This is a genomic window from Scytonema sp. HK-05, assembly GCF_963872035.1.
Lineage (GTDB): Bacteria > Cyanobacteriota > Cyanobacteriia > Cyanobacteriales > Nostocaceae > Kalymmatonema.
In genome coordinates, this window is sequence record NZ_CAWMYC010000079.1 from 31,565 (window position 1) to 57,985 (window position 26,421).

The following is a 26,421-nucleotide window of genomic DNA, read 5'->3' on the forward strand; positions in this document are numbered from 1 at the left end:
TTGGTTTAGGTTTATATTTCTCCTAGAAGCCTGAGCTTCGTTAGTTTTGAGGCTACTTCTAGCGCATGACTTCATCGAGGTTGGCTGTTATCATCTACCTATACATAACGTATTTTTATGATGCCATAGCTGACTTAAACGAAGCAGCTTGATCACTAAAATCATGATTTTAATAACTCATATTATTTTATGTTTTTCAACTACTTATACTGGATTAATACTCCAGTAGTCTGCAAAGGAGAATTTGATAGTTTTTCCTGCGGTAGATGTTTAGTAAAAATTTGATTAATCGCGTCTCTACACTCATCAAAATCAGTTTGACAGTGCCAGATATTCTGGCTTATGGAATAGTTTTAATCAATGTGGTAAACCTCCAATAGGTTATCGCAAGTGAAATACAGGCCACATTCCAAACATTTCCCCTTTGTCGTTGAAGTAGCGTCGCAATTCCCAATGATCTATTGAGTTAAAAGAAGCTAAGGTTAGGAAAAGGCTATCAAAAAATAAAACACTTTAAGTTGATTGATTTACCGTAGATTATAAAACTAAAATTATTAATAAAGCAAGTGATAGCTGAACTTTGTAAAAAACTAGCTAAAAATATTCCTCAATCTAAGGGCGTGGGAAAATCTTGGGTTTACGTTGTTAAACTTAGACCATATCGCATATCTGTAACCATTCCGCACGACTAGAAATTGTGGGGAATGGTTAGTAAATAGGTATGGGACTTAAATCTTTTGGTTGCTTACAACCTTAACCGACAACCGATTTAGGCTAACCTCTGTTAAGTCTTAGCTATGGTGAAGCATACGACGGGGAACATAGAGGAAGGTCAGGATGCAACTGAATAAGAAGATCACAGCCACAATGATCTGGCCAATGTACATACCAGTCGTAAACGAGTGCTGACTCACTAATGACCCCAAGAGTGCAACACCGAGTACACCACCAACTTGACGACTAGAGTTCAGCACTGCCGAAGCGATACCCGATTGCTCTTTTGGCACAGACCATAGAATTGTTGCAGTCATCGCTGGCACAGTCACTCCAGCACCTATGCCTAAGAGTACAAAGCCAATAACAAGGATCGTGTAGCTCGTGGAAGTCCCAATAGAGACTAGCACCAGTACACCTACACCAGATGATGCCAGCCCGATAATCATTGGTAATTGCGGACCAATACGCCCGGTCAGCCATCCGGACAGAGGAGGGGTGACCGCGCTAGCGACGCTCAGCGGCAGGAAAGCTAATCCGGCTGCTGTAGCTGAGTAGCCACGAACGTTCTGCAAGAAGAGCGAGAGGATGAAGATCTGCCCGTAGAGACCAAAGCTGAAAAAAAGACCAACTGTATTTGCCACTGAGAAGGACGGCTTAGCAAATAGCTGTAGTGGCAGCATTGGACTGTAGCTCCAGTACTCAACAACTATAAACAGTGCTGCTGCCACGACGAATATTAGCAATGCAACGATAATGGGCGGTGCACCCCAGCCAGAACGTCCGCTTTCAATCAATGCATAAGTGAGCGCGCAGAGCGCAACGATAGCGAGGATCTGTCCGCCCAGGTTGAAGCCTTGCTGCCTATTAGGAACCATCTTGGGTACGAAGCGCCGCGTTAAGGCGACGGCAAGAATTCCCGGTGGGATATTGATGAAGAAGATACTCCGCCAGCCAAGTATTTCCACGAGATAGCCACCGATGAGGGGACCACTGGCAAAACCGATAGCGGCGACGCCCGCCCAGATACCCACGGCACGAGCGCGGTCCTGGGGATCAGAATAGGCTTGCCTGATCAGCGACAGCGACCCAGGAACCATCATTGCTGCACCGAATCCTTGAATGACACGGGCAGTGATCAGCACGTCGAGGGTAGGTGCAAGACCACATAACAATGAGGCAATAGTGAAGACCGCGAGACCAGCAAGATACACTCGCTTGGCGCCGAGGCGATCACCCAGGACTCCGCCACTCAAGAGCAAGCTGGCAAAGACGAGGGCATAGCCATTGACTACCCACTGCAGTCCGTGCAGCGCGCCTCCCATTTTATGTTCGATTGTGGGCAAAGCAACGTTCAGAATAGTCGTGTCGAGGAGTACCATGAAGTAACCCAGGCAGAGAGCCGTAAGCGACAGGGCTCTGCCTAGCTTTGCTTTTATGGCGTGATTCCTTACTGCTGCAGACATGAATGGCTCTTCCTTCGTCCCATGTTGAGCTTTGTTTGCCATCGGTAACTCCTTAGGGATTTTGTGTTCAGATGAGTCTGCAAGAAAGACAGGTCTGTATTTTTATCAGAAAAAATCCGATACAGACACGTCTGTATTGTTTCCTGAAAAGTATGATAAAGACAGGTCTGTATTTTTGTCAACCTGAAGATTACAATTCGACAGTTTATCAAATACTCAACACGACCTTTTAGTTATCTTTTAGAATGTGTTTCTTAGGAGGATGTATGACTAACTCACGTACCGGCTCAGTGCGTACACGCATTCTTGACACGGCATGTACCCTGTTTTACCAGGAGGGCATCCGGGCGGTCGGCGTTGACAAAATTATCGAGGATTCAGGAGTCGCGAAGATGACGCTTTACCGTCACTTCCCAACCAAAGACAACCTAGTTGTAGCTTATCTTGAGGAGCGCAAACGCATTTACTGGGTATGGTTTGAGGAGGTAATGAGTCGGCATCCGGGGTCACCGAAGGAGCAACTGCTCGACTTGTTTGATGCCCTCGGTGAGAAGCTGACAAGCCCAGGGTATCGAGGTTGTCCATTCCTCAACACAACGACCGAGTTTCCTGATCCAGAGCATCCGGGGCACCGCATCACCCAGGAACACAAGTGTTCAATCCGCAACCGATTGCGTGATCTGGCTGAGAGTGCTGGTACGCGTCATCCTGATAAACTCGCCACTCAACTACAGATGCTGATTGACGGTGCCCATGTATCCGCACAGATTTTTGGCAAAGCCGTCCCAGTGAGCCAGATGCAGGCAGCTGCTGCCTTGCTCATCGCAGCACATCTGCCCCAAAATGCCAATTTAGTAGAAATAATTGAGAAATCAGCATAAATGTGTCCATTGGTTCCCAGAAGAGCTTCAGTCATCGGAGATGTTTCACATCATGTTTGGAAAATGACTCATAATAAAACTTGTTTGTAGTCAGGACAAAAGTCCTTGCTTTCGTGGAAGAGGGCTTTAGCCCTCACTACAAACTTATTGAACAAACTTATTGAGGAGCGTTCACAGAATCTTTCTGCCTGTCAGTACTTCTCGCACTTCCAGCATGGCTGAATAGGTAGGAAGAATGTGTAATGTTTCATTTACTGGTGTGTGTTCCAGCGCAGTTGCAATTGCCTGCCGTAAATCTTCTTCAACAATCAAATTAAAATGACTATCAGGAGTTTTTTCGCTGTAGCGTAGACGCAGCGCCATGTCATAGAGGCGATCGCCACTCACTACTAAAGTCCCTCCCCGTTCCACCAATTTCTCTGTATCTACATCCCAAATCCACGATACATCAGTTCCATCAGGTGTCCGGTCATTCAATACAAGCAGTGTCGTTTTATCATGACTTTGAGTTACGACACGAATTGTTTCATTCGTCCCTACCGGATTTTTTGATAATAAAATTCGTACCCGTTTGCCGTTAATTTCTAAGTCTTCAGCACGACCAAATGCAGCTTGGAAATTGTTAATCGTATCCAGGATAGTTGCTTCATCAACTCCTAACTCGCGAGCAGCAGTAGCGGCTGCCAAAGTATTATATTTGTTGTATAAACCCACAAGAATTTGGGGAAATTCGCTGCTCTCAAGCTTAGGTTGACTTCTACTAAAGCCGCATTTAGGACATTGGAAATCTCCTAAATGAGACAAGTAAACACCTTTGTAATCTAAAGAGTGTCCGCAATTGGGACAGAATATAGAATCAACGGCGTGAGGAATTTCATCTAGATAATTTTCTGGTTCATTTAAGCCAAAGAATAACACCCGTTGGGGTAACTGCTGACCAAGATAAGATAAAGTTGGGTCATCAGCGTTAGGAATAACAACTGTTTCTGGTGGAAGCGTAGAAATGATTTTTGTCCAGCGCTTGCTAATTGTGTCAACTTCCCCATACCTATCGAGTTGGTCGCGGAACAGGTTTAAGCACAGAATAATCCGAGGCTGAATCGGTGTCAAAATCCTCGGTAAGATATTTTCATCGACTTCTAAAATAGCGTAATCAACATTCAGATTGCCTACTAAGTTGGTATTTTCCAACAGAGCTGTCATCAAGCCGTTTTCTAGATTCGCGCCTGTAGAGTTGTGAGCAACGCGATACCCTTTGCGTTCTAGAATCGTGACAAGAAGCAGCGATGTGGTCGTTTTGCCATTGGTACCAGCAATCAAAATCACCCCGTTCTTCACTTGCTGAGTTAATAACTGCAACAGTCGGGGTTCGATGCGACGCGCCAGAGAACCTGGTAAAACACTAGCTGCACCCAAGCGCAGCGATCGCACTCCGAAAGTGACGCTTTTTGCGACTGACACAGCAAAAGCCAATCGTATCCTGTCTATCAGTTGAATTTTGTTTCCCACATCAGTACCCTAGTATGCTTGAGTGTTACTACTTTGTAACTCTAAGTTTCAAATTTAATCATGTATTTTCGCCAATCGTTGCCAAAATAGCCAGTCGAGGAGATGACAGATAATATACTACAGGTGACATTTTAGTTAACTTATTATTGCTTGTCTCCTTGTCCCCTTATTTCCACCCCAGTTTGCTAAATTCAGCACAAACTTAGAAAAAAATAGACGTGAGAAGGTTCGTTTTGATGAATTGCATAAAGTGGCGCTTTTTACAGAATTTCATTCCAAACTGGCGGCGGTTTTTCTCGATATTCCTGCTGCTTAGTTGCCTGTCATTTGTAGATATGCAATCAGCCTTTGCTGGTATTAATGATGACAGATATGACGGTAATGTTTTTGTGGTTTATGCGGGAAACGGTGCACTGGTTCCTCCCAAAACAACGCTAGCAAAGGCTTTAGCGGAGCATAAACCCACCTTTTTGGCTTTCTATGTAGATGACAGCAGCGATAGTAAGAAATATGCTATTGTCATTTCAACAGTACAAGAATTTTACGGTCGGGCAGCAGAAATTATACCTGTTAATGTGGATACTATCCCTATCAAAGAAACCTATAGCACCACGGAACCGGGTTATTACTACTCTGGGGCTGTTCCCCAAGTTGTCGTCTTCAATCAGTCAGGTGAGGTTGTTTTGAATAAAAAAGGTCAAGTTCCCTATGAGGAAATAGACGACAGGTTTCGAGAAGTGTTTGATTTATTACCTCGAACCGAATCCGTGCAATTGAAGCGGCGAGCGTTCAATGAGTTCAGTAGTGAGTTAGCTAGGTAACTAGTGGGGCAGACAAAATTTGTCTGCCCTGTTTTTTAGTGTTATTAGATACCACAAACCCATCAATTCTAAAGGATAATTTGTACGAACAATATTTAAAAATTATTGAGAACTGAGGAGCTAGGAAGCCAGGAATAAGTAACTCAATAAATAATGACTATTGACTCATGACGAATAGAGTGTGCTCTGATGTCAAAGGTTTACACTACCGAGCAACTAATCCAAATTCTGCGGTCTGAACGCGAAGCTTGCCTTACAGGAAAACGCCTGAAGTTAGCAGTCACTGTCTCTGGCAATCCTGTGATAGACCAGTTTATCAGAACCGATGGGCTACAAAAGTTCACGGCATACCAAGATTTTAAAGCCACGATTCACGAATACCAAAGGGAACATCAAGTTTCAGGTATTGTCTGGCGTGAAGTGACTGTTAAAGGTAAAACTTTGCGCTATCCAGAAGTAGATGCTCAGTTAATTGCTTTATCCAGTGACATAGAAACATTAAAAGCGGCGAAAAATAGCGTATTGCAATTTTGGAATGAAGTCACTGTGGGTATGGACTTGTACTTAAGTTTTAGTCATGGTAAAACGTATCAACAAATTATAAAAGCTGATGTAGATAGAATTGCTCAGAGAACAGAATGGACAACTTTATGGAAGTGGGAAAATACGAACTTCTTGGAAATAATATTACATTTAGGATGGGGGAAACCAGAGGAAGCCTGTTATAAACGAGGCTTTCCAATGTCAGGCAGTGAGTCGATTCATGCCGTCAATCCAGGTAATCGTCCAATTGGTTGAGTGAAAAGTAGAATCCCAGAGCAACGACGGGATTTGCACCCGCATCTCCTGGTATGTACCAAGGAATTCTACTTTTTGAACTACGTTGCTGTTGGCAGTGGACCGAATCAAACGGTCTTCGTTCGTGTTGGCAGACACGTGCTTTGCCATTAAGCTACACCGCCAGCTTTAATTCCTGTAAATAATATATTGATAACTCTGCCTTTTGGTCATCAGCTATTAGTTATAGTTATTAATTCTTACCTACTGCCCCTATTGCCCCTACTACTCCTACTCCCCGCACTCCCTCCACTGCTTCTACTCCGCCGAATCCCCCCACCTCCCTATCTTTCCACTTCCTCTGCTCAGTCATATAGTGTACCATTGGGCATTGTTACTCTCCGAAGAATTGCGGCAGTAAGGTCAGCCCCGAAAATATTTGCTCCTAAAAGGTTGGCATATCTAAGATCTGACCTACTTAAATCAGCTCCTAAGAGATTTGCATTCCTGAGATTAGCATTCCATAGGTTTGCTCCGCTTAAGTCAGCCCCAATCAGGTTCGCCTCACTTAGATTGGCGTTTCTGAGATTGGCACCACTTAAGTTAATTCCACTGAGATTAAATCCACTAAGGTTATATTCGCTGAGGTCAGAGTTTTTCAGATTCACTCCCGTCAAGTCAGTTCCAGTTAGGTCAGCATCTAGTAAATTTGCCTGAATGAGATTAGCTTTGCTGAGTTTTGACCCGTTGAGTTTTGCTCTGTACAAGTTTGCTCCACTCAAGTTGGCTGCTGTGAGATTGGTGTTGGTGAGATTTGCGCCGTGTAAATCTGCTCGGCTCAAGTTCAACTGGCTGAGGTTGAGTCCACTCAGGTTTGCTCTATCCAGATTAGACCCTTTGAGGTTGACACCAGTTAAATCAGCTTCGCTAAAGTCTGCTTGTTTCAGGTTCGCTTTGATTAAGTGAGATTTGCTGAGATTCGCTTTCCTAAAGTTGACTCTACTAAGGTTGGCTTTGCAAAAATTCACCTTTTGCAGCTGAGTTTCACTGAAGTCAAATTCACTCAAGTCAGTCCTGCTGAAGTTCACTCCATTAAGGTTAGCTCCTTGGAGAACAACTCCAGTCAAAATAGCGCCATTGAGATTTGCGCCAGATAAATTTGCATTACTTAAGTTGGCATGAGTGAGATTTGCTTTGTAAAGCTTAGCCTGACTCAGATCTACTCCTCTCAAATCTGCCCAACTGAGATTCACCTCTCTGAAGTTCACTCTTGTGAGGTTTGCCCCGCTTAGGTTTACCTTGCTTAGGTTGAGATATATCCTCTCGGGATATACGCTCCTCGTTCTAAACTCGTTCCAAATGGCTACACCTTGAGCCAGTATGGAAAGGAGTTCAGACTGAGAAACAAAATTCGGTTTTTCTGGCATTGCTTTGTATGAAGGGGAGCGCTTAAGGGAAAATTGCGAATAGCTAACAGCTTAAGAGCCTTACGGTTTCTCCAAAGGGAAATGCTTCCAAGTCCAACCCACCACAAGTGACTACCCACAAAACAGGAAAAGCAGGAGGTTGTTGGGGAAAAGTCCCGTATCCATCGGTGAGGTAAACACAGACACCACTACTATGCCAGTCAGCTTGCTGGCTAACTGTTTCAAAAAATGGGACAAAAGATGTCCCTCCACCGCCCACTGCTTTCGGGAGTTGGCTGTTTATTGTCAGGTTGTAGGGTCCGTAGACATCTGCTGCTGCATAATAAAGTTGACATTTTAGGTGCGGGTAAGCATTGATAATTCCTGTAACTTCGCTAAGGAAAAGTTGTAGCTCATGGTCGCCTACAGAACCACTCGTATCCACAGCCACGAATACCTGCACCGTCTCACCTTCAAGCGCTTCTAGGTAAAGCCGTTGACCAATAAAGCGGCGGTCAAAGCCTGTGAAATCTGTGGGTGTCTGCACTAGGTAACGCCATAGGTAGGAACGCCAGTTGAGCTGCCCTTGGCTTAACGCTCCTAGTTCTCGTTGCCATCCTGCTGGTATGCTACCCTGGCTGTTGCTAGACCGCGCTACTGCGATCGCCTGTTGCATAGCGTTACGCCAGTGAGCTTCCAAAGCTGCTTGTTTTGCCTGGTCTAGAATACCACTACACTCATTAGATGCAGAAGTTCCATACAATGGCTCATATAATAAGTCTGTTTCACAGTTCGGATAACGCTTATTCTGTTTCAGCAGTAATTCATAAATCTCCTCGACGCTCAAATTCTCTAGCTTTGGGTCACGTAAAGCACCCGCAGGTAGTTCAAAACCATGTTGTTGGGCAATCATGCCATTGACAACGATGTCTGCGGCAATGTTCCACTGCATTCGCTCCCTAGCACCACGACGGGGGATATGAAGCAGAGCAGCGTGCAAGACTTCGTGTAACAATAAACCATCGACTTGCGATGATGGAAGAGATGCGACAAAATCGGGATTGATAAATATGTCCTCTCCATCCGTGGCTGCGGTAGCAATTGTTTCAGTCGAAATGACGCGAGCAAACAGCGCCAAAGTTGCAAAAAAAGGTGACTTCATTCGCACCCGCAGCATAGAGGCACTGATAATCTTATTTGTTTCTGTTGCTAATTTCATCTTTCTATCCCTAATTTTAAGAGCTTTTTCTCACTCTTGACGGAATTCCTCCAACAATTGGGGAAAATAATTTCAACTCATCTATAGCAGTTCTATCTGAAACGTAGACGCGCTCTTCGGCGTACAAGACGCCAAGGGATGAAAGAAGAACCGAAAAGTATAGTCTTACAACTCCTTAACGGATGACTGAATTATTATATTGATTCTGATGCTGAATAAAATTTTGTAGCAGATTTAGCGTTCACTTTATCTATGTATGCATAAAACCCTTGATTATGTAGAAATATGAGCAGAGAATTCAGTAACTCTTTTCGAGTCATTGTTGCAAAATTTGGTTTGGTCATCATACTCTCCAAAAATCATAACAATTTATCAAGATGACTTTCTTGTTTCTAGGCAATAAAAATACTTGCCTAGTTGTTTTCATCTACAACTAATGATATAAATCGAAAATTCCATTTTTCTTGCTCAGTAACTGAAAATGAAACAAGTTAATTGCTACAGTGTGGGATAAATAGTGAAATCAGTGAACAGTGAACAGTCAGCAAAGGCATATAGTGGGGAACTTAAACGAGCCTTATAAAACTGATAACTGATAACTGATAACTGTTAATTATCAAGAGACAGTTTTCACACTGGCACAAATCTACTCTAGCTGGTATTAACAGCATTCTAAATTCTACAAACCCATTAACTCTTGAAAATCCTTAATAAACTTTTGAAGATTCTCGTCTTTTTGTACCAATTGTGCCAAAGCACCGATTTGTTTTTTACTTCGCATAGTGCGAAACAAGTCTGTAGCAAATAACTGTACCCATTCCATTGCTGCTACTTGAGAAATCCAAGTAAAGGCATTGTAAGCTTGGTTAGCATCTGCCGCTCGTATTGCTAAACCAATAGTTGTGGCGTAGCGCACAGAAGGCTCAGACGGAAATTTGATGGCATCACCTCTACCTGTAAAAATCTGAGTTAAATTAGGCAGGTTATCATAAAGTTTGATATAGGCATTAAACTCAGCAGCTGTTGCTATTCCCACAGCAGGAGCAATATCTAGTCCAACTGTATGCAACTGACTTGCCATCTCCCATGAGCGAGGAGAGGGCCAAGCAGGCTGCTGCGGATCAAGTTTGTGTAGTAGGGTCGTACGGAAAGAGAGAAAAGCAATGACTTGCTCGTGAATTTTCGCAGAAAGAGCGTAAGATTTGAAACTTTGAAAGTCCGGCTCAACATGCAAATGTAAAAAGCGATTTGCGAGTGGAGAAGGCATATCAAATACAGCCGCTCGGTCTTCTTTACGGTTGCCTGCTGCCCAAACAAACCAACCTTCTGGTACACAGTTGCCGCACCAAGCAAGTTTGCCATCGCGTTCAACCATAATAATGTGGTTGGGAACAGTGATGCAGTAGATCCGACCTGAGTAAGCAACGCGTTCTAATTTAGCAATGACAGGTTCAATATTCTTGTGGTTGAGGTTGACGACCCAAGTAAAATTGTCGCTTGAACTGTATCCAGACCCCTGCCGTTTGCTAAAGGTGACACCATAACCCAATTTGATGGCAATTTCACAAAAGTCATCACGTAAACGGTCGGATGCTGTGTAATATTTTCGGTTGCTATCGCCGCCTCCCGCTAGCATAACATTAAGCAAGGTTTGCAAATAAGGCTTGGGAAGAGCTTTGACATCTTGCGGAATATACTTGGTCTTTGACTTTCCGAGAGGAGCTAGGTAGTCATAGAGTGCGACAGAGCAGATAGTGAAACCACTTTCCGTTGCTTGATAGGACAACTTCATGTGCTGCAACAGCACCTCAATACGAGTATACTTGTCAGGGTTAGCACTTTTGCTTTGTGAAATAGTCACGCGGTAGTTGTGTGCTTTTGAGCAGGAGCCTTCAGTCAGGTACCAGCCAAGGAATGTAACCCAGTCCATCATGTCAAAGCTCAAATCGAGCTTGTACGACTTGCGAGGGTCCTTACCATAGTACAGCCTTGAATCTATCTGTCCCTGCGTCATTTTAAGCGCAACAGCAATGCCAGACGGTGAAACACCGTTATCACGTAGCGCCTGAATACGGTCATAGACCTCAATTCTGTCTTTAGCACATTGAGGTATTGGAACAGTAAATTTTTCGTCACTGTTGCTGTACCAGTTACCGTTTTTCTTGACCTTAAACTTGAAGAATGGACGAGAAGCTAGCTCGGCAGCTGTCATTACTTCAAACTCCGAACGGTACTTGCTACGAACATACATTCTGTGTTCAGGGGAAACACACAAGCTCACGCCCCGACCTCTGAAATGAAGCATCTCCCCCTGATAGTCTAGTTCGATGTACTGTTGTGGCTTTTGGTACTCAACCAGTTTAGTGTAGGGATTGAGCGTCATGACTTCGTCGTTCTGATTAAGATCACGAAAATACTTGAGACCGTTTTGTGTCATCACGCGAGTTTGGTCGTCGTAGCAGTAACTCCCTACTCTTCTATCTAAAATCAGCTGTTGAGCTACACCCTGCATTGCTGGAGGAGCCATATTTAGTTCATCTAAAAACAAAATCCCTCTGCCAGAACTAGGCAGAAATTCCGGTGGATACCACTTAGAGATACCGTCCTCAGGCACTGGCAAACCCCTTAAGTCAGTGGGAGCCAGTTGGGAGAGACGCACGTCTATGAAGTCAATTTGATGTTTGCGAGCCAGTTGCGCGACGATGCTGGATTTACCAATACCAGGAGGTCCCCAAATCATTGTGCTGAGAAGTAGGTTCTGGCTCAACAGATTATTAAGGTAGGCTTTGAGGTCTGCTGGTGTCATGGGATTTTGGATTTTGGATGAATGAAACCAAGTTGGCAGGACTTTTGACCCCACCAAAGTGTAAATTGAAACTTAAATCATGAGAAATTTTTCTCCTAATTTCAACAATACTTTTGTCGGGTATTGGGGTTAGGCGTGACATTACACACGGTAATATCATCGCTGCTACTTACAAGAACTTGGTAGCAGATCTGGAGGAGCGCTTGATTGCTGGCAACTAATTTAGCTTAGTCTATGCTATGTGCAACAACTTCTTACAGGCGAATTCCACCAATTTTTTCTTCCACTGCCTCTTATTCAACGATAAGAATATGGCTGAGGCTGAGTGGTGATAGTTAACTCTTACAATGCTGTCTCACTCAAGTTAAACAGCTTTTTTAATATATAACGCACCCATTACAAATTTAACATAGTCATTCTATTTGACTATGCTAAACTCAACTATTCATAATGTAAGTATAAAGACACAAACCAGTTTCATAGAGAAATTGGATTTTTAGAGTTTAAACTTGGCATGAAATCTATTCAAAGCCTGTACTCTTCACAATGACCGCCCTTGCACGCCCGGGCTTTTAACTCTAAGTAAATAGCTCAAGTCCATCAAAATAGACTGATTTCTTCGTGTATTAAAGCGTTTATTCCTCTTTAAAGGACTTGAGCTATTTGCTGTTGATTGAAAGTACTGGCGCTCAGAAACAACAAATGATAATCATGCCAGATATCCGCTGACTACATATCACCGTTAAACTGCTGCCGATGGTTGCATTTGACACAGTAACAAAGCAAACCATTGATTTGAATCAGTCCACACTCTTTGTGGTACTAAACCCTTTGCTTTTAACTCCTGTTGGATAACATTCAGGTCAAATTTGCGCGAAATTTCAGTGAGGATAGTTTCGCCTAAGCTTAAATGAACACTCAGGTTCAGGGCGTGTAATTGAACGGTTTGCGATCGCAAACTCCTAAGATGCATCTCAATTTGGTTTTCCGTTTCGTTGTAAAACGCCCAATGTTCAAATTGTGTGGTGTCAAAATTGCCCTCAAACCGCTGATTTAAATGCTGCAACATATTGAGATTAAACGCCGCAGTCACTCCTTGGCTGTCATTATAGGCAGCTGACAACAAATGTTTTGGCTTTTGCAAGTCTACCCCCAATAAGAAAAACTCCCCCACTTGCAGGGCATCTGTAATTTGAGAGAAAAATACATCACACTCTTGCGGATTCAAATTACCCAAACTACTTCCGATAAAACAAATCATCCTAGTAGGTAATGAAGTAGGTTCAAGTTGTGCCAGTGCCATTTCGTAAGTTCCCGCCAGAGCTTGAACTTGTAATGTGGGATAATCTCCCAGGAGCGCAAGAGCGCTGGTTTCCAACATTCCTGCACTGACATCAATTGGTACATAGTGGAGAAAGTAGCCAAATTGATGATACGCATCTAGTAAAATGCGCGTTTTGGTAGAGCTCCCGCTGCCAAGTTCCACGAGTTCGCAAGAACCTGTAATTTGAGCAATTTCCGGGGCGTACTGTTGCAAAATTGACGTTTCCGTTCGCGTCAAGTAATATTCTGGTAACTCACAGATTTGCTCAAATAGCTCAGAACCCAGGTTGTCGTAGAAGTAACGCGGGGGTAACGACTTGGGTTTTTGAGTTAATCCCTTAACGACATCACTTCCAGCACTAGGAGAAACAACTTTAGTTGGTTCCAACAAACGCTTAATTTTTAAGCGCGTTTCCACAGTATTTTGAGAACTTACCTTGTTGCTGGCAGCTTTAGATATTGACATTCAACCTCCGTTTGCTTGATGTGATAAGTTGCTTTTGGGTGCAAACCTCCAACCTGAGCCAGTGAAACACACAGCCATAACCGATAACATCACGCCTGAGCAAGATTAATTAGGCGTAACTGTTATCTTTTGGGATTTTTGCATGAAATTGACAGGGATTGGGTTTGTAGTAGGGTTTACAGTAATTTTCACGCTTTTAGACTATGGCAAGAAACCTAACCCCCAACCCCTTCCCTACAAGAGAAGGGGAGTAAGCTTCTCTTCTTATAGGAGAGAGGTCTTTCCTTGTGGTCGATTTACCTAAAAAATGCTGTAAGTGCTACTACAAACCCAATCGCTAATCAGCAGCACAGCGAAAACCTGCCAAAATTTGGCGCACGCAGGGATGATACCAGTTGCGAAAACTACAACGCAGCGCCCAAGGACGAGTTGCCCAGCTACCACCTTTTAAAACACGGTGCTGTTGGTCAAAATAAACTTGCGAATATCCTGTGTAAGGATAACTTTGGAAACCTGGGTAGCCATCAAACCAGGAAGCTGTCCATTCCCAGGCATTTCCCAAAGCATCATACAAACCATAGGGGCTTTGCCCAATAGAAAAGGCATCTACAGGCGTTGTTTTTCCTATGAAATTATCATGGTTACAACGCTTGAGCGTTGGTTCTTCATTTCCCCAAGGATAAATACGACGACAATGAGCTTGTGCATCCCAACTCGCTGCTTTTTCCCATTCGGCTTCTGTGGGTAAGCGCTTACCTACAAACCGTGAGTAGGCTTGAGCTTCGTACCAACTAACACCACAGACTGGATGATTCTTCCACATGGGATTTTCGCACCAGTAGAGCGGTTGTGTGACCTGCTCAGTTTGCAACCATTCCCAGCCAGCTTTAGACCACCAACGAGGATTTTGATAGCCTCCCGCTGCCATAAATACTCGATATTGCGCGCAAGTGACAGGGTAACGGTCAATCGAGTAAGTCTCTAAATAGACTGTCTGCAGGGGTTGTTCGTTATCCAAAGCATCAACTGAATCATCACCCATCTCAAATTCGCCTGCTGGAATTTGAATCATCTCGCTCAGATTATGGGCAGAGTCGGGGAGTGAAGGACTGTCTGAGTGAAGGACTGAGGGAGTCAGGGACTGAGAGAGTGAGAGAAGTTCCCCCCCCTGCCTCACTCTCTCCCTCTCTCGCTCCTCTTCTCCTCTCTCCTGCTTACTCAGTTCCAAAACAAAAGAAATAATCTCGCTGTGTTGACTTTCGTGCTGAAGTATAAAGCGCCAAAGACGCTCTTGTTGCTCTACATCCGCTACTTCCAAGTAATGCAAAACTTTTTCTCTGACTGTGTCTAGGTAATAACGGATTTCCTCTAGGTTTGGCAATTTGACGCGCTCTTTTTTGGGTAACCCATCTGCTGCAAACAGCTTGCGGTATCGCGGGAACAAACACGGTAAACCTGCACTGCGTTCTAGCAACCATAAAGACTCGGTATAAGCAATATGCCCCAAATGCCATCCAATAGGGCTAAAGTCGGGATGAGGTTGACAGCAAAAAGTAGCTTCGTCAATCCCGTCAAATAACGCCAGAGTTTTGGCACGACATTGGGAAAAAGCACGAAAAAATGTTTCTTTTAAACTAGATTTGTGCAATTTGGATATCACGGTCTTCTCCAACACTGATGATGCTATTCTCAGAGCAAGGAATCCAATTTCCAGTAGAGAGCGGTTCCGATGCAATGATTACGGACTTGGGGAAAGTGGGATGATCAGCTGTCCAGTACAGAGAGGGAGCAGGTGATTTTGTGCTAAAGCGAGAAGCAATGAGGCGATGTCCATCACTGATGATTACATTAGCGAAGACATCGGTTTGATAACTTTGCGCTAATTCTTGAAGCTTAAGCAACGTTATTTGTAAAACCTGCTCTAAACTTTTACTAGGGTTAGCTTGCCACTGGCTTAGCAGCAAAGCAAAAATATGTTCAGAATCTGTCGTTCCTTTTATCCACTGGTAAATTTCATCGCTTAACTGGCTGCGTATTGGTCTGTAAAGCGTCTGTCGAAACTTGTCAATTCTACCATTATGAGTAAATAGTAGACGTTGGTACTCAAAAGGCTGACAGTTACTAAAATCGAGCGCTTGACCTGCTGTTGCACTACGAACATAAGCGAGCATACACCCTGACTCAACATAACGGCTGAGGTTTGGCAGGTTAATGTCATTCCAAATAGGCAGTGTACTTTTGTAGGTAAATGGTTCGATATCCTTTTGAGGATGATACCAACCAACACCAAAGCCATCAGCGTTGACTACCCCAGAGAGCATTTCGCGGGGTTGATAGCTTTGAACGACAAGCGAGTGTTCAGGCTTGTACAGGAGAGGCTCTAGAGAAACAGGTGAACCAAGGTAGCCAAGTAATCGGCACATAAAGATTTTTGCGCTCCATGCTGTAGAGATTAAGCTTTGAAGATGATAATTTCCTGAATAGAGGATGAATTTCTGCTATAATTATGAGTTAGCAGCTTATGATGCAAAAATTTTACCAATCAATACTTTACATATAGTTACATAACATATAGTTACATAATTTTAGCGTCATACTTTTGTGTAGTGGTGGAGGAGGTGAGTGACCAATTCAAAATTCGCAACGAGGAGAAATTCAAAATGGAAAACAGCAATTATGACAAGCATCTTGGCTGCCAAATATATGTACATAAAATGTGAGGAAGTTAGTAGTTAGTAGTACTGTTGGACAACTCACTAATAACTAATAAGTATTAATATAAAAATTCCCAAATATATCAATAAAATTATTTTTTAGAATAGAATCTTTGAATTTTAAGAGTACCTCTAAGAAAATTCAGAAATTAACCTGAAACCCCGACTGACCGCCCAAGGCAAGCCGGGGTACTTCACATAGAAGTCATTTGCCACCTAACGCCAACAACTGCAGCGACCCAAATTTTTCAGAGTTGTTCTCTACTTTGTGCCGCCACTGGCTCTGGTAAATAAAGCCGTTCTTCGCTAGCATCGTACTCAAACAGCTCTGTGTAGCGTCCCCAATCAACTGCTGTAGCAAATTGTCGCTCGGCTTCTGCATGGGGAAAATGTTCATCCAGTAAATCTAGAAAGAAATCTGCTCGCATCGAGCCATTTTGTTTTTCTCGCAACGTCTGTAGCATGCTCACCAACATAGGCACACGTTGCAGGACTTGCTGCCGAAACAGGTCTTTACTTCGCAGAATGGTTGTAGTGGCAAAGTCGCGCCCAATTTCAGTAAGCTTAACATCCCCTTGTGTGACTTCTGCAAAGCCCAGCATCACAGCAGCATCAAGAATCGGCAGAAGATCATCCACTTCTAGCTGAATTCGTTCTGCCAACCGGGGGATATCCTCCTGACCTTCTGGTTTCTCCACAATCAGTTCTAGTAGACCACTTATACCACCAACTCGTACATGCGGCAGCGACTGGGCATAAGGCGATTTGGATGCTTGTACGGGTGTGGGAGCTGCGACAGCGACTTCTCCGGTGACTTCGGCTTCTGGGTTAGTCATGACTGTGTAGATATAGTCTACCAAGGCTTTGAAGCGGGCGTTTGTGCGATCGTGGGGGCGCGGCAAATCAATCACGAGTTCACCACGAACGTGCCCTGGATTCGATCCCAGGATAATCACTCGATCCGCAAGAAATACGGCTTCCTCAATGTTATGGGTGACAATCAAAATGCTTTTGGACGGAAAGGTTCCAGCATTCCACAAGTCGTCGATTTCACCCCGTAGGTTCTCAGATGTGAGAACATCCAGCGCACTGAATGGCTCATCCATAAACAGGACTTGCGGTTCCAGAACAAATGCTCGTGCAAAACCAACCCGTTGCCTCATACCACCGGATAACTCCTTGGGATAGGCACTTTCAAAACCATCCAAGCCCACCAAGTCAATTGCCTTGAGTGCGCGTTGTCGTCGCTGATCCCGCCTCACGCCTTGCGCCTCGAGTCCCAACTCGACGTTTTCTTGTACTGTCAGCCAAGGTAGCAGTGCAAAGCTCTGAAAGACCATTGCAACATCTTGGTTAGCTCCTTGCAAACGTTTCCCATTGCTGATCACCCGCCCTTCACTTGGTGGAATCAAGCCTGCCATAATCCGCAATAAGGTGCTTTTCCCACTACCACTGCGTCCCAGCAACGCCACGACTTCACCTGCACGAACCGTTACATTGATGTTGCGCAGAACTCTAAACTCTCCTTTGCCTTCTGGCAGTGGAAAACTTTTATTAACCTGTTCGACGGCAATCAGTACTTCATTAGTTACCCGCGTAGTCGTTGTCATGGTTGATGCTCCCCTTATAGATGATATTTTTTTTCTGCAAGTTGATACAGTTGTCGCCACAACACTCGGTTTAGCCCAACCACATACAGGCTCATCATTCCAATTCCCAAGGTGATGCGCGGCCAGTCGCCTACTTCCGTTGCCTTAGCAATGTAAGCCCCCAACCCGGTTGCAGTCAGGGTGGTTTGCCCCCAAGCGACAACCTCAGCAATTATGCTGGCGTTCCACGCTCCACCACTAGCAGTAATGCCGCCTGTGACCCAAGCAGAGAAAATACCAGGAATGATTAACTTGCGCCACAATCGCCAGCCACGCAGACCAATATCCGTTGCCATCTCGCGCAGATCGGTTGGAATGCTCATCGCTCCGGAAATGGAGTTGAACAGGATGTACCACTGAGCACCAAGAGACATCAAGAAGATGCTACCCCAATTGATGCTGATATGGCTACGAATGAAGAAGAGAGTCGCGAAGGGAAAAATGAAATTTGCTGGAAACGATGCGAGAAATTGCACCACTGGCTGCAACAGGCGCGATAGTTGGGGGTTAAACCCGATCGCCACACCAATCGGTGTCCAAATCAGCGTTGCCACCACCAGCAGTACCAGTACGCGCCCCAAGGTAAGTAACCCCAGCCAAAAAGTCTTGAATACCTCACCCAGTCCCACTGTAATGAGAATAAAGTGCAACCCAGTCACCACCAATGCGCCAATCACGACCAACAAAGCGAGGTTGTAGAGGCGATCGCCTATTACCTGTTGAGTTTTACCTACAGCAAGCGGCGGACGCTGTGGGGTAAGTGATGACAGCAAGCTGTTAATAGTTTCTCCTACCGGAGTCAACGCCCGCCCAATCAAACGGGGAAGTCGAGCTGCTTTGAACAAATTGAACAGCCAGGAATTGGGAGCCTCTGCTGCCGAACTCTGTTCTAGGCGGAACTTATCCGACCAAGCAATTAGCGGTCGCCAGAACAATTGGTCTACTAGTAAAATGACCACAGCAATGGTCAGCAATGCCCAAGCCAAAGCAGGCAAGTTTTGAGCGGCGATCGCTGCTGCCACATAAGAGCCAATCCCTGGTAAGGTGTACTTCTGGTTCAGTACACTAATCGCTTCACTGGCAGCAACAAAGAACCAACCGCCCCCAAAACTCATCATTGCGTTCCAAATCAGCCCAATCATCGCTGTCGGTACTTCCAGCTTAGTGAACCGCTGCCAGAGTGAAAGCCGATAAAGCCTTGCTGCCTCGTCGAGTTCGCTTGGTACCATTTTCAGCGACTGGTAGAACGAAAAGGTCATGTTCCAGACTTGGCTTGTGAAAATGGCAAAAATCGAGGCTGCTTCTAATCCCAGCAGGCTGCCCGGAAACAGGGCAATGAAGCCTGTCACCGTAATCGACAAAAAGCCTAGAACCGGAACTGACTGTAAGATATCGAGGAGTGGGATTAAGACTCGTTCGGCACGGCGGCTTTTGGCAGCAACGTAACCATAAATTAAAGTAAACACCGTGGACCAAAATAGCGCGATAAACATCCGCAGCGTTGAGCTTGCAGCATAGTACGGCAGATGACGCGGGTTTAAGCTCACACCAGGTACGACATCCGGCGGCACAAAACTGACGAGAGTTCCCGCACCCACACGCGCAATCAGCCCTATTAAAACCAATGTGCCAAGAATCAGAGCAATATCAGCTAGACCGAAAGGGAAGCGTCGCAGTGCTTCTGGGGATGGAAAAGTCCGCTTCAGCATAGGTTATGGAAGTTTTCCCCAAATGGTAGACAGTCTCATTTTAAACATCAAAGTTATAAATTCTGTCTACTTTTTTATATGGGCAAACCGACTGCGACTCCAACTTTACGTTGGGAGTTCCAATGTTTTATGTCGATTCACGCGGGTTTCGATTGCGCCTCCGGCGCACTGCCCCTCTGGGGCAATCGCCCAAACAAAGCAAATTGCTAACCTTACTGAGGAGCGATGCTGGATTCTCAAGTTTTTTGGTGCCCCTTGTCGGAAATATTATCTCGTTTGCTGATCAACCCTAAGGAATGTGGGTTATTAGTGGGCGCTCCGCACCATCGAACTTATTGCCTACCTACACCGACCAGGGTGATGCCGCTCTGGGCTTTTTGGGTCAAAAGCCAAGGGAAAAATTACCCAAATCCAAGGTACTCTATGAATAATTAGAACAAGTAAATATTCCACTCATGACAACTCAATCAATCACCCCTGTCCGCTTACTACGGGATTCATTAATATCAGTTCTACCAATTTACAAATCACTGCTGATTTTCTTTATTCCCTCATTGATTTTATCTTTGTCAAAACTTGTAATTCCTAAAATATTATTTAGCATCATAGACGAATTGTATTTTTTATCTATAGGTGCTGTTTTCTTTGAAGCAGCATTGTTTTTCTGTTATAAAAAACTAAATCAAGAAGAAATAACTATTTCTCAATCTCTACAAAAAGCGATTGAGAACTTTCCAAAAATCCTTTTTTTAAGAATATGCTTATCACCGCTACTATTAATTTTATTTTTATTTCCTCGTTTATACTTTGTGTTTTCTTTAGTTATAATCAAGGATCTTTCAACAAGAGACGTATTTAAGCGATGTTGGCAACTGACTAAAGGTTATGGTTGGCAGATTTTCTGGAATTTCCTAACACTAATTCTTATCAGTAACGTGCTAGATTTTATCTCTAGCTTAATCAGTGAATCTATTTTTGGAGTTTCAGGGGAACTCAATGGGGGGGAATTATCAACCTCTGATCCTGCTTTTGTTTTGAATAGATTGCTTACTACAGCCATTAATTTCTTTGTCTACAACCCATTATTAACTATCTATGTAACGTTAATGTTTATTAGATTATTAGCTTTAGAAAAAAGAAAATTAGGTTCAGTGGCTATGTAGAGATTCCATATACTGAACAACAAAATCAGCAAATTCACCAGGCTCAAATATCTCTCCATAATCTTCTGGTTGACGACAGAGATTGAGATTATCTGGTGTAACCGATGGTATATAAATGTAATCGCACTCTACTCCATCGAGTTTAGTTGAACTTGTAATATTACAGTCTTGAATATAAGCGCCAGTCAAACAAGCGCCAGTCAAATCAGTTTGTTCGAGTTGAGTTTCTATGAGCTTTGCACCAGATAGATTGGCGTCTTGTAAATTAGTGTAACTTAGGTCTGTACCAATAAAACTCGCATCTACCAAATCAACCTCAGATAAGTTTAAACCACGCAGGGATAGGTCATCGAAGTTTTTGCCCTGTCCCAAGCGTTTTATTACTAATTGTCTTATTTGTGGAGACTTCAAATAACTTTCTCCAACATGGGCAAGTTCGAGTTCTTTGGCATGAAACCATGAGGTACGTGTGAGGTTAGCATCACTGAAATCTACACCTTTAACCTTTGCCTCAGAAAAATTGGCATCAGTTAGATTAGCTCCTCGAAAACTTGTACCTTTCATCCAAAAACTTATAGCAGCAACGGCAGCATTTACAACGAAAGCATATTTCTCATTTCGGTTGATGGCTTGCCAACCCACGTATACACCTAGTCCAGCTATGCTTAAAAGTATCAGCACACTCCCAGATGAGCTAAGTTCTGTTTGAGCCTGAATTAAAAATAAAAACCAAAACAAAAGCCCGCATAAGCCTACTGTTAAAGCCGATGCTTTACTAACAATATTAGCCAAAGCCATACCTATGGCTTCAGCCAGAATTAAACCAACAGTTCCAACTAAACTTACAATAATAGCCGAATCAATTGCTGTATTCACATTCCCATTGAATGCAGTCTCAAGCCAAACCTTAAATTTGCCATCAGGAATATCTGAGAATTCGTATACAAAATTGTTTATACCAAGAACTTTTCGTATGTCAATATATCCAATTTGCGAATGTAACACGCCTATAGTTATAGTCAAACGAGTAGCCCATTTCCCAAGGAAGCTTAAAACCCCCAACCTAGCACCACTACCACCAATAACCAGAGCAATAATTCCAGCAATTGCTATAGCTACCCTTATAAACCAATCCCCAAAAGCTGTAGCTTGTGTTATGGCTAAAGTTAGAGCTAAGATGCCAGTTATAGCTAAGGTTATAGACCCTAAAGTTGCCTCAATACCCCGACGGATAATGACAACACCAACGACTGCAAATAATAGCAAGACACTTACTGCAAAAATGTAAGTTGGTTCATTATTAAGACCGATTAAATACATTTTTTCTAGGAAATCTCCTGTCATAATTGCGCCCAAGCCTGATGAGAACGATAGCAGCATTGAGCATAATATTAATCCTATTATCCAATAACTTTGTAATCCTGCGGTGGTGTGTGCGAAGTTAGCGCCAACAAGAATAGCATCGGAAAAATCTGCACCTCGAATATCTGAATAACTAAAATCTGCATCTGTTAAGTCTTGCCCTTTAAAAGATTTACCCCGCAAATTAGCGCGGCTGAAATTACGAGTGCGTTTTGAACGCAATGCATTTAGCCTTGATTGGACAGGGGCGGGAATAGGCAATCTTACACCTGCAATTCGGATTCGGTTATCTGCACCCACTAATTCCTTCAAATGCGCCGTTGCCACTTCAATGTTTCCGTGCACAAAAGCTGCTATACCGCACGCGTACGTTAATAAAGATTGAAACTCAGGTAGTGGCAATGCTAAATTCTCCAACAACGACAACATACGTAGGATTTCAGCCGGATTATCAAAATTTAGCTGAGAAAACGCTAGTGCTAATTCGTAGGTAGTTTTGTGGGGACGGGTGTAGGCTAACGCTGCCCATCGCTGCGCTTTTGCAAAATTTTGAATATAAGGCTCATCACTTTGAAGTTGTTTCTGAATATAATCTAGCAAGAAGTTTGATAACTCTTTAATTCGTGTTTGACCAAAACAATTATCTTCTTGCAGACGATTTAGCAACTCATTTCGCACCGTTGCGTCCATCTGGTATAGTTGATACCCAACTTCGTTACATAAGCTTGAAAGTAACAAATCGGCTACAGCAAACCAAGGAATATTCAGGGCTTGACCACGGATATCCTGCCGGAAGTTGATCCACAAAGAGTAAAGTAGATCCGAGGTAAGTACCAACGGGAAAGCGGCGTGATATGCTAGCAGTAGATGTGCTTGACCAAAGCGTTTTTCAAAAGACGCAATCTGTCGAGCAGCGATACCGGGTTTTAGGCTAGAAGTAACTGTCATACAACTAATTTATTTTCAAAGTTTTGAAACCCCAAAATGTCCAGACTGACCGCGTAGGACAGAAATTGCATTATGAAAGCCTTGGCGACTTAATTCAAACATCGGCACCAATCGAGCAATTTGACCTGCAGTAGTGCCAAGCCAGCGATAACGAGGCATTGGATTGAGCCAAGCAATATGACGAACCTGCTCTCTAAGTTGCTCTAAAAATTGTGCAGTTACTTCCACTCGCTCTGGATTTAATCCACCTCTTGCAGCACCAGCATCGCTAAATACCAAGGCAGAAGTATGGGGAAAACGCAAGCTGTTTAGAACATCGTCAATTGTTTTTGGCATTTGATAGTAGCGATCGCGATAAAGGTAACCATTTGGACAATTATGGAAATAATAAATATCTGTATTTTCCAAACGTCCACCTCGGATGGCAGTTTCTGCTAGTTGGTGCGATAAATTTTGAAATGGCATCATCGAACCATCTTGATCGATAAACAGCAACAGTTTACTCCGGTTCACACGACGCGGCACAATCACAGGTTCAAGCAATACTCCCTGTCTGCTAATGCGCTCAATTGTTGCCTCGACATCGAGTTCTGTTGGTACTCCTTCTCGAAGCATACGGCGTAGATAACGCCAACTTTGTTTCATTTGGCGACGGGTTAGTGCAGGCTCTTCAGTTATTTGAATAAAGCGGTTGAGAGCTTTTACAGTTTTTGCTTGGAAAGTTTTTTGTTGAGCTTCTAGCACTTTTTTTTCGTCGCTTGTATTCTCCAAAGCTTGAGATGTATTATCAGGTATTGTGTTTTCTGGTTCAGAATGTAGTGGATTTTTAACCTTGCTATCCCTACTATTTTCTACTCTTCTGGAGATAGCGTATGCAACAGCAAAAGTAACAAAGAATATAAAGAAAATAAACCGTAGTGGAATTACCGTACGTTGCATATTATTAACAACATATATTGGATAACTCGGCTCTTCCTTTTGAAGAAGAACGTGATTTGAAGGCCAAATCTTGATAGCAACTACAAAGAATAAACTAAAAATCACTACTGGAATTACATAATGTTGTAGTAATTTTAAATAGTTGGAAATTAGAAATGATTTATGCCCTTTTTTCTGAGGATTATTTTTGAGCGATTTACCAGAGATTGAAGGAGGTGAAGTCATCATTATGGAAGAGTTAATTGGCTCATTTTGAGACAAAATAATTTTTTCAAAATGATACTCAAATAATTGTTTATCTTGTTTTGATTTAACCCATAGAGTACGGCATAATCTAGCTAAAGCATTTTTGTTTGAAATGCCATAACCTGCTTGCAATGCCTTTAAAACTGCCAAATAATCATCCACGCCTAGCGGTAATCCAGCTTGGCGTAATCGAGTAAATAATTCTAGGAGAGGAAGGTTATCCATATTAGTAGAAACTGGAGAGTGAGGTTCATAAGCTCGAAGTTATAAACATATAAGAAATTATTTGAGATAACGCTTATGGTCATCCCAATTTTTCAGTAAGACACCTGCAAATGGAATTTTGCCATCCAACTTAGCTAAAATATCATCTTGGGGATATCGACCCAGCACACGAAGCCAGTCAATTAATTCGCTAGTACTAACTTTTTTTCCTGCCTCCCCTTTGTCTTTCTGCATTTCTTTACGTAATTCAAGGAAGCGGGCTATAGCTTTTCTTACCAATGCTTCTGGTTCAGTAGGAAAGTGAGCATTTATAATAGCAAAGAGTCGTTCATGATTCGGAAATTCAACGTAATGAAATAAACAACGTCGTAGAAATGCGTCAGGTAAGTCTTTTTCGTCATTACTGGTAATAAAGACAATAGGGGCAATATTTGCCCTAATCATCTGGCGAGTTTCATCAACAATAAAAAAACGCTGATCTAGCTCCAACAGCAAATCATTGGGAAAATCAATATCAGCTTTATCAATTTCATCAATTAAAACCACAGTAGGTTGGTCAGAAAGAAATGCTTCTCCTAATGCTCCCCAACTGATGTATCCTGAAGGTTGATTAATTCGTTGTTTTTCCTCTGGCGTTAGACTATTAGAAGTTGCAAGTTGAGCATCTCGTAAACGTCCAACTGCATCGTAGGTGTATAAACCATCTTTTGCTCGACTTGTAGATTTTATATACCAGTCTTTAAAGTCAAGTTTCAATTCATAAGCAACTGCTCTGGCTAACTCGCTTTTACCGCATCCAGGTTCTCCTTTTAACAGCAAAGGACGTTGCAAGTAGATCGCAAGATTAACCGCTTCCACTAATTCAGGATCTGGTAAATAGGGATATAACAGTTGACCTGTTTTAGGGTCGCATTCTCCTGGCTTAGGTTGGACTAAGCCTGTATATTCAGATACATAATTGCTCAACAAATTTTTAACCATTCCTCAAGCCATTCACATTCACATAAATTACATATTTCACGAAAAGCTGGTATCGGTATACCAGCTTCACTATTTTCTAGAATTGTTTGTATGACTCCATCTATATTTTCTACTAATTGATCTGGTAAGTAAACAGATTCATGGTTAATCCAATCTCGCAATGCTATATCAGAAAAAACATTATTTTTAGGTAGTATAACTGGTTGATGACATCTCCAGGTTGGCTCAAAATTTTCAGCGAATGAAACGTTCCAGCTTTGGCTTTCAACTTTGCTTACATTATCTATTAGGAACATCAGTAATTTGAAATTAGTCTGGGAGGCAATACTTTGAGCTTGAGTAGCAAGTGGCAACCAAAACTTCTGTATTAGTTCCTGTAGTAGCTGCTCAGACATGGATTGCACATTGTCAACAACAATATAGATATTTTTAGTTGTCCAAGATTTTAATACTTTCCCTGCAATTAAATCTGGAGAGTCTTTTATTCCCCCAAAGTGACGACCTAATTCCCTCCACATTGTTTGAGAATTTCGATTATGAACAAGACAGTCGAGATCCACCAACACAGGTTTATCCGATACTCTGCGGATTTTTTTAAGCAATCGATTCGTCAACCAATGTTGTCCATAGTCTTGAGAAGACCCATGAATCAAAAATGCCGCTATTTGATTTGTCGTAATAAACCTGGAAAATAGTTGCTCCTGATCTGTGTAGTCCAACTTAAGTAAAACGTGATAGAGTTGCTGGTTCTTGATTTGACTGTCATCTGCGATACTAATATGCACGGTTACTACTGTTGTTGATAGTTTTACAAAAATAAGACTTACCCAAAGATACAAATGGACAAGGTATGATTCCTGGTAAATGCTAGCAGTTTCAGTAAATTTTTCGTAGCCTAATGAAAAAAGAAATGTAATCACACGCTCGCGTGCCAAGCTTCAAGTGGCTGAGTAACAAAGATACAGCACCATCTCCTCCTGGAGAACCACGGCAATATCACGTGTCAAACTTAGCCAACCGTTTCACCTCCAATGTCCTTTGATAATTATCCCCCATACGACTCAGCAAAGCCTCTCCATTCTCAGTAAAGCCTAGGA

The 26,421-nt window shown here is 43.0% G+C and carries 18 protein-coding genes, 1 tRNA gene and 1 pseudogene; 5 read left to right on the top strand and 15 right to left on the bottom strand.

All coding sequences use genetic code 11. The features are described from left to right. Positions 1–791 precede the first annotated feature (791 nt). On the bottom strand, positions 792–2,222 hold the full coding sequence (locus tag AACT52_RS10620) for an MFS transporter (RefSeq protein ID WP_083630246.1): 1,431 nt from the start codon (positions 2,220–2,222) through the stop codon (positions 792–794). A gap of 224 nt (positions 2,223–2,446) precedes the next feature. Here AACT52_RS10620 and AACT52_RS10625 point away from each other — a divergent pair, with 224 nt between their 5' ends. Next, positions 2,447–3,061 (top strand): TetR/AcrR family transcriptional regulator, encoded by a 615-nt coding sequence (locus tag AACT52_RS10625; RefSeq protein ID WP_073630690.1) that lies wholly within the window; start codon positions 2,447–2,449, stop codon positions 3,059–3,061. A 171-nt stretch (positions 3,062–3,232) separates the two neighbouring features. Here AACT52_RS10625 and AACT52_RS10630 read toward each other — a convergent pair whose 3' ends face one another. Further along, entirely contained in the window at positions 3,233–4,570 is a 1,338-nt protein-coding gene (locus AACT52_RS10630) for a Mur ligase family protein (protein ID WP_073630692.1), read from the bottom strand. Positions 4,571–4,806: 236 nt separating this feature from the next. On the opposite strand from AACT52_RS10630, the gene AACT52_RS10635 reads away from it, so the two are divergent. Together AACT52_RS10635 and AACT52_RS10640 are read left to right on the top strand one after the other, a co-directional pair. After that, positions 4,807–5,391, top strand: a complete 585-nt coding sequence (locus AACT52_RS10635) for a thylakoid membrane photosystem I accumulation factor (protein ID WP_073630694.1) — start codon at positions 4,807–4,809, stop codon at positions 5,389–5,391. Between the two features lie 189 nt (positions 5,392–5,580). Continuing rightward, the gene (locus tag AACT52_RS10640; protein ID WP_073630696.1) at positions 5,581–6,189 is read left to right on the top strand and encodes a hypothetical protein; all 609 of its coding nucleotides are present in this window, start codon (positions 5,581–5,583) and stop codon (positions 6,187–6,189) included. A 92-nt stretch (positions 6,190–6,281) separates the two neighbouring features. On the opposite strand, the gene AACT52_RS10645 is transcribed toward AACT52_RS10640, so the two are convergent. The 9 genes from AACT52_RS10645 to AACT52_RS10685 all read right to left on the bottom strand — a co-directional run bounded on the left by AACT52_RS10645 (position 6,282) and on the right by AACT52_RS10685 (position 19,460). Beyond that, positions 6,282–6,353, bottom strand: a tRNA-OTHER gene (locus AACT52_RS10645). 180 nt (positions 6,354–6,533) lie between these two features. Continuing rightward, positions 6,534–7,595, bottom strand: coding sequence for a pentapeptide repeat-containing protein (locus AACT52_RS10650; protein WP_073630697.1), 1,062 nt, complete (start codon positions 7,593–7,595; stop codon positions 6,534–6,536). Positions 7,596–7,638: 43 nt separating this feature from the next. After that, a complete protein-coding gene (locus tag AACT52_RS10655; protein WP_073630699.1) occupies positions 7,639–8,793 on the bottom strand; it encodes a vWA domain-containing protein in 1,155 nt (384 codons plus the stop codon). A gap of 679 nt (positions 8,794–9,472) precedes the next feature. Continuing rightward, complete coding sequence (locus AACT52_RS10660) at positions 9,473–11,599, bottom strand: AAA family ATPase (protein WP_233153908.1); 2,127 nt, start codon at positions 11,597–11,599, stop codon at positions 9,473–9,475. Between the two features lie 742 nt (positions 11,600–12,341). Continuing rightward, positions 12,342–13,388 carry an L-histidine N(alpha)-methyltransferase gene (gene egtD / locus AACT52_RS10665; RefSeq protein WP_073630701.1) on the bottom strand — a complete coding sequence of 349 codons (1,047 nt, stop codon included), beginning with the start codon at positions 13,386–13,388 and terminating at the stop codon, positions 12,342–12,344. 337 nt (positions 13,389–13,725) lie between these two features. Then, positions 13,726–15,048: an ergothioneine biosynthesis protein EgtB gene (egtB, locus tag AACT52_RS10670; RefSeq protein WP_073630703.1), complete on the bottom strand. Its 1,323-nt coding sequence runs from the start codon at positions 15,046–15,048 to the stop codon at positions 13,726–13,728. Further along, positions 15,023–15,811, bottom strand: coding sequence for an ergothioneine biosynthesis protein EgtC (gene egtC, locus AACT52_RS10675; protein WP_073630705.1), 789 nt, complete (start codon positions 15,809–15,811; stop codon positions 15,023–15,025). Before egtC ends, egtB begins: the two co-directional genes overlap by 26 nt. A gap of 539 nt (positions 15,812–16,350) precedes the next feature. Further along, complete coding sequence (locus tag AACT52_RS10680) at positions 16,351–17,712, bottom strand: ABC transporter ATP-binding protein (RefSeq protein WP_073630707.1); 1,362 nt, start codon at positions 17,710–17,712, stop codon at positions 16,351–16,353. A gap of 14 nt (positions 17,713–17,726) precedes the next feature. Then, entirely contained in the window at positions 17,727–19,460 is a 1,734-nt protein-coding gene (locus AACT52_RS10685; RefSeq protein WP_073630709.1) for an ABC transporter permease, read from the bottom strand. Between the two features lie 78 nt (positions 19,461–19,538). On the opposite strand from AACT52_RS10685, the pseudogene AACT52_RS10690 reads away from it, so the two are divergent. Next, positions 19,539–19,743: pseudogene (locus AACT52_RS10690) on the top strand (hypothetical protein); the annotation flags it as partial. A gap of 172 nt (positions 19,744–19,915) precedes the next feature. Beyond that, on the top strand, positions 19,916–20,623 hold the full coding sequence (locus AACT52_RS10695; protein ID WP_073630711.1) for a hypothetical protein: 708 nt from the start codon (positions 19,916–19,918) through the stop codon (positions 20,621–20,623). Here AACT52_RS10695 and AACT52_RS10700 read toward each other — a convergent pair. Genes AACT52_RS10700 through AACT52_RS10715 form a run of 4 tightly spaced genes read right to left on the bottom strand, consistent with a single transcriptional unit; the run spans position 20,609 to position 26,259 of the window. Then, positions 20,609–22,933 (bottom strand): pentapeptide repeat-containing protein, encoded by a 2,325-nt coding sequence (locus AACT52_RS10700; protein ID WP_073630713.1) that lies wholly within the window; start codon positions 22,931–22,933, stop codon positions 20,609–20,611. The genes AACT52_RS10695 and AACT52_RS10700 overlap by 15 nt on opposite strands. A 15-nt stretch (positions 22,934–22,948) precedes the next feature. Next, positions 22,949–24,343, bottom strand: coding sequence for a hypothetical protein (locus tag AACT52_RS10705; protein ID WP_083630248.1), 1,395 nt, complete (start codon positions 24,341–24,343; stop codon positions 22,949–22,951). A 57-nt stretch (positions 24,344–24,400) separates the two neighbouring features. Next, entirely contained in the window at positions 24,401–25,324 is a 924-nt protein-coding gene (locus AACT52_RS10710) for an AAA family ATPase (protein ID WP_073630714.1), read from the bottom strand. Continuing rightward, complete coding sequence (locus AACT52_RS10715; RefSeq protein WP_073630716.1) at positions 25,306–26,259, bottom strand: hypothetical protein; 954 nt, start codon at positions 26,257–26,259, stop codon at positions 25,306–25,308. The genes AACT52_RS10710 and AACT52_RS10715 overlap by 19 nt, the downstream gene beginning before the upstream one ends. Between the last annotated feature and the right edge of the window lie 162 nt (positions 26,260–26,421).

Coding starts and splice junctions, on each gene's coding strand:
- egtC (WP_073630705.1), bottom strand. CDS start 15,811: ATGTGCCGATTACTTGGCTACCTTGGTTCACCTGTTTCTCTAGAGCCT.
- AACT52_RS10650 (WP_073630697.1), bottom strand. CDS start 7,595: ATGCCAGAAAAACCGAATTTTGTTTCTCAGTCTGAACTCCTTTCCATA.
- AACT52_RS10700 (WP_073630713.1), bottom strand. CDS start 22,933: ATGACAGTTACTTCTAGCCTAAAACCCGGTATCGCTGCTCGACAGATT.
- AACT52_RS10695 (WP_073630711.1), top strand. CDS start 19,916: ATGACAACTCAATCAATCACCCCTGTCCGCTTACTACGGGATTCATTA.
- AACT52_RS10660 (WP_233153908.1), bottom strand. CDS start 11,599: ATGACACCAGCAGACCTCAAAGCCTACCTTAATAATCTGTTGAGCCAG.
- AACT52_RS10635 (WP_073630694.1), top strand. CDS start 4,807: ATGAATTGCATAAAGTGGCGCTTTTTACAGAATTTCATTCCAAACTGG.
- AACT52_RS10710 (WP_073630714.1), bottom strand. CDS start 25,324: ATGGTTAAAAATTTGTTGAGCAATTATGTATCTGAATATACAGGCTTA.
- AACT52_RS10625 (WP_073630690.1), top strand. CDS start 2,447: ATGACTAACTCACGTACCGGCTCAGTGCGTACACGCATTCTTGACACG.
- AACT52_RS10655 (WP_073630699.1), bottom strand. CDS start 8,793: ATGAAATTAGCAACAGAAACAAATAAGATTATCAGTGCCTCTATGCTG.
- AACT52_RS10680 (WP_073630707.1), bottom strand. CDS start 17,712: ATGACAACGACTACGCGGGTAACTAATGAAGTACTGATTGCCGTCGAA.
- AACT52_RS10620 (WP_083630246.1), bottom strand. CDS start 2,222: ATGGCAAACAAAGCTCAACATGGGACGAAGGAAGAGCCATTCATGTCT.
- AACT52_RS10685 (WP_073630709.1), bottom strand. CDS start 19,460: ATGCTGAAGCGGACTTTTCCATCCCCAGAAGCACTGCGACGCTTCCCT.
- egtD (WP_073630701.1), bottom strand. CDS start 13,388: ATGTCAATATCTAAAGCTGCCAGCAACAAGGTAAGTTCTCAAAATACT.
- AACT52_RS10705 (WP_083630248.1), bottom strand. CDS start 24,343: ATGGATAACCTTCCTCTCCTAGAATTATTTACTCGATTACGCCAAGCT.
- AACT52_RS10640 (WP_073630696.1), top strand. CDS start 5,581: ATGTCAAAGGTTTACACTACCGAGCAACTAATCCAAATTCTGCGGTCT.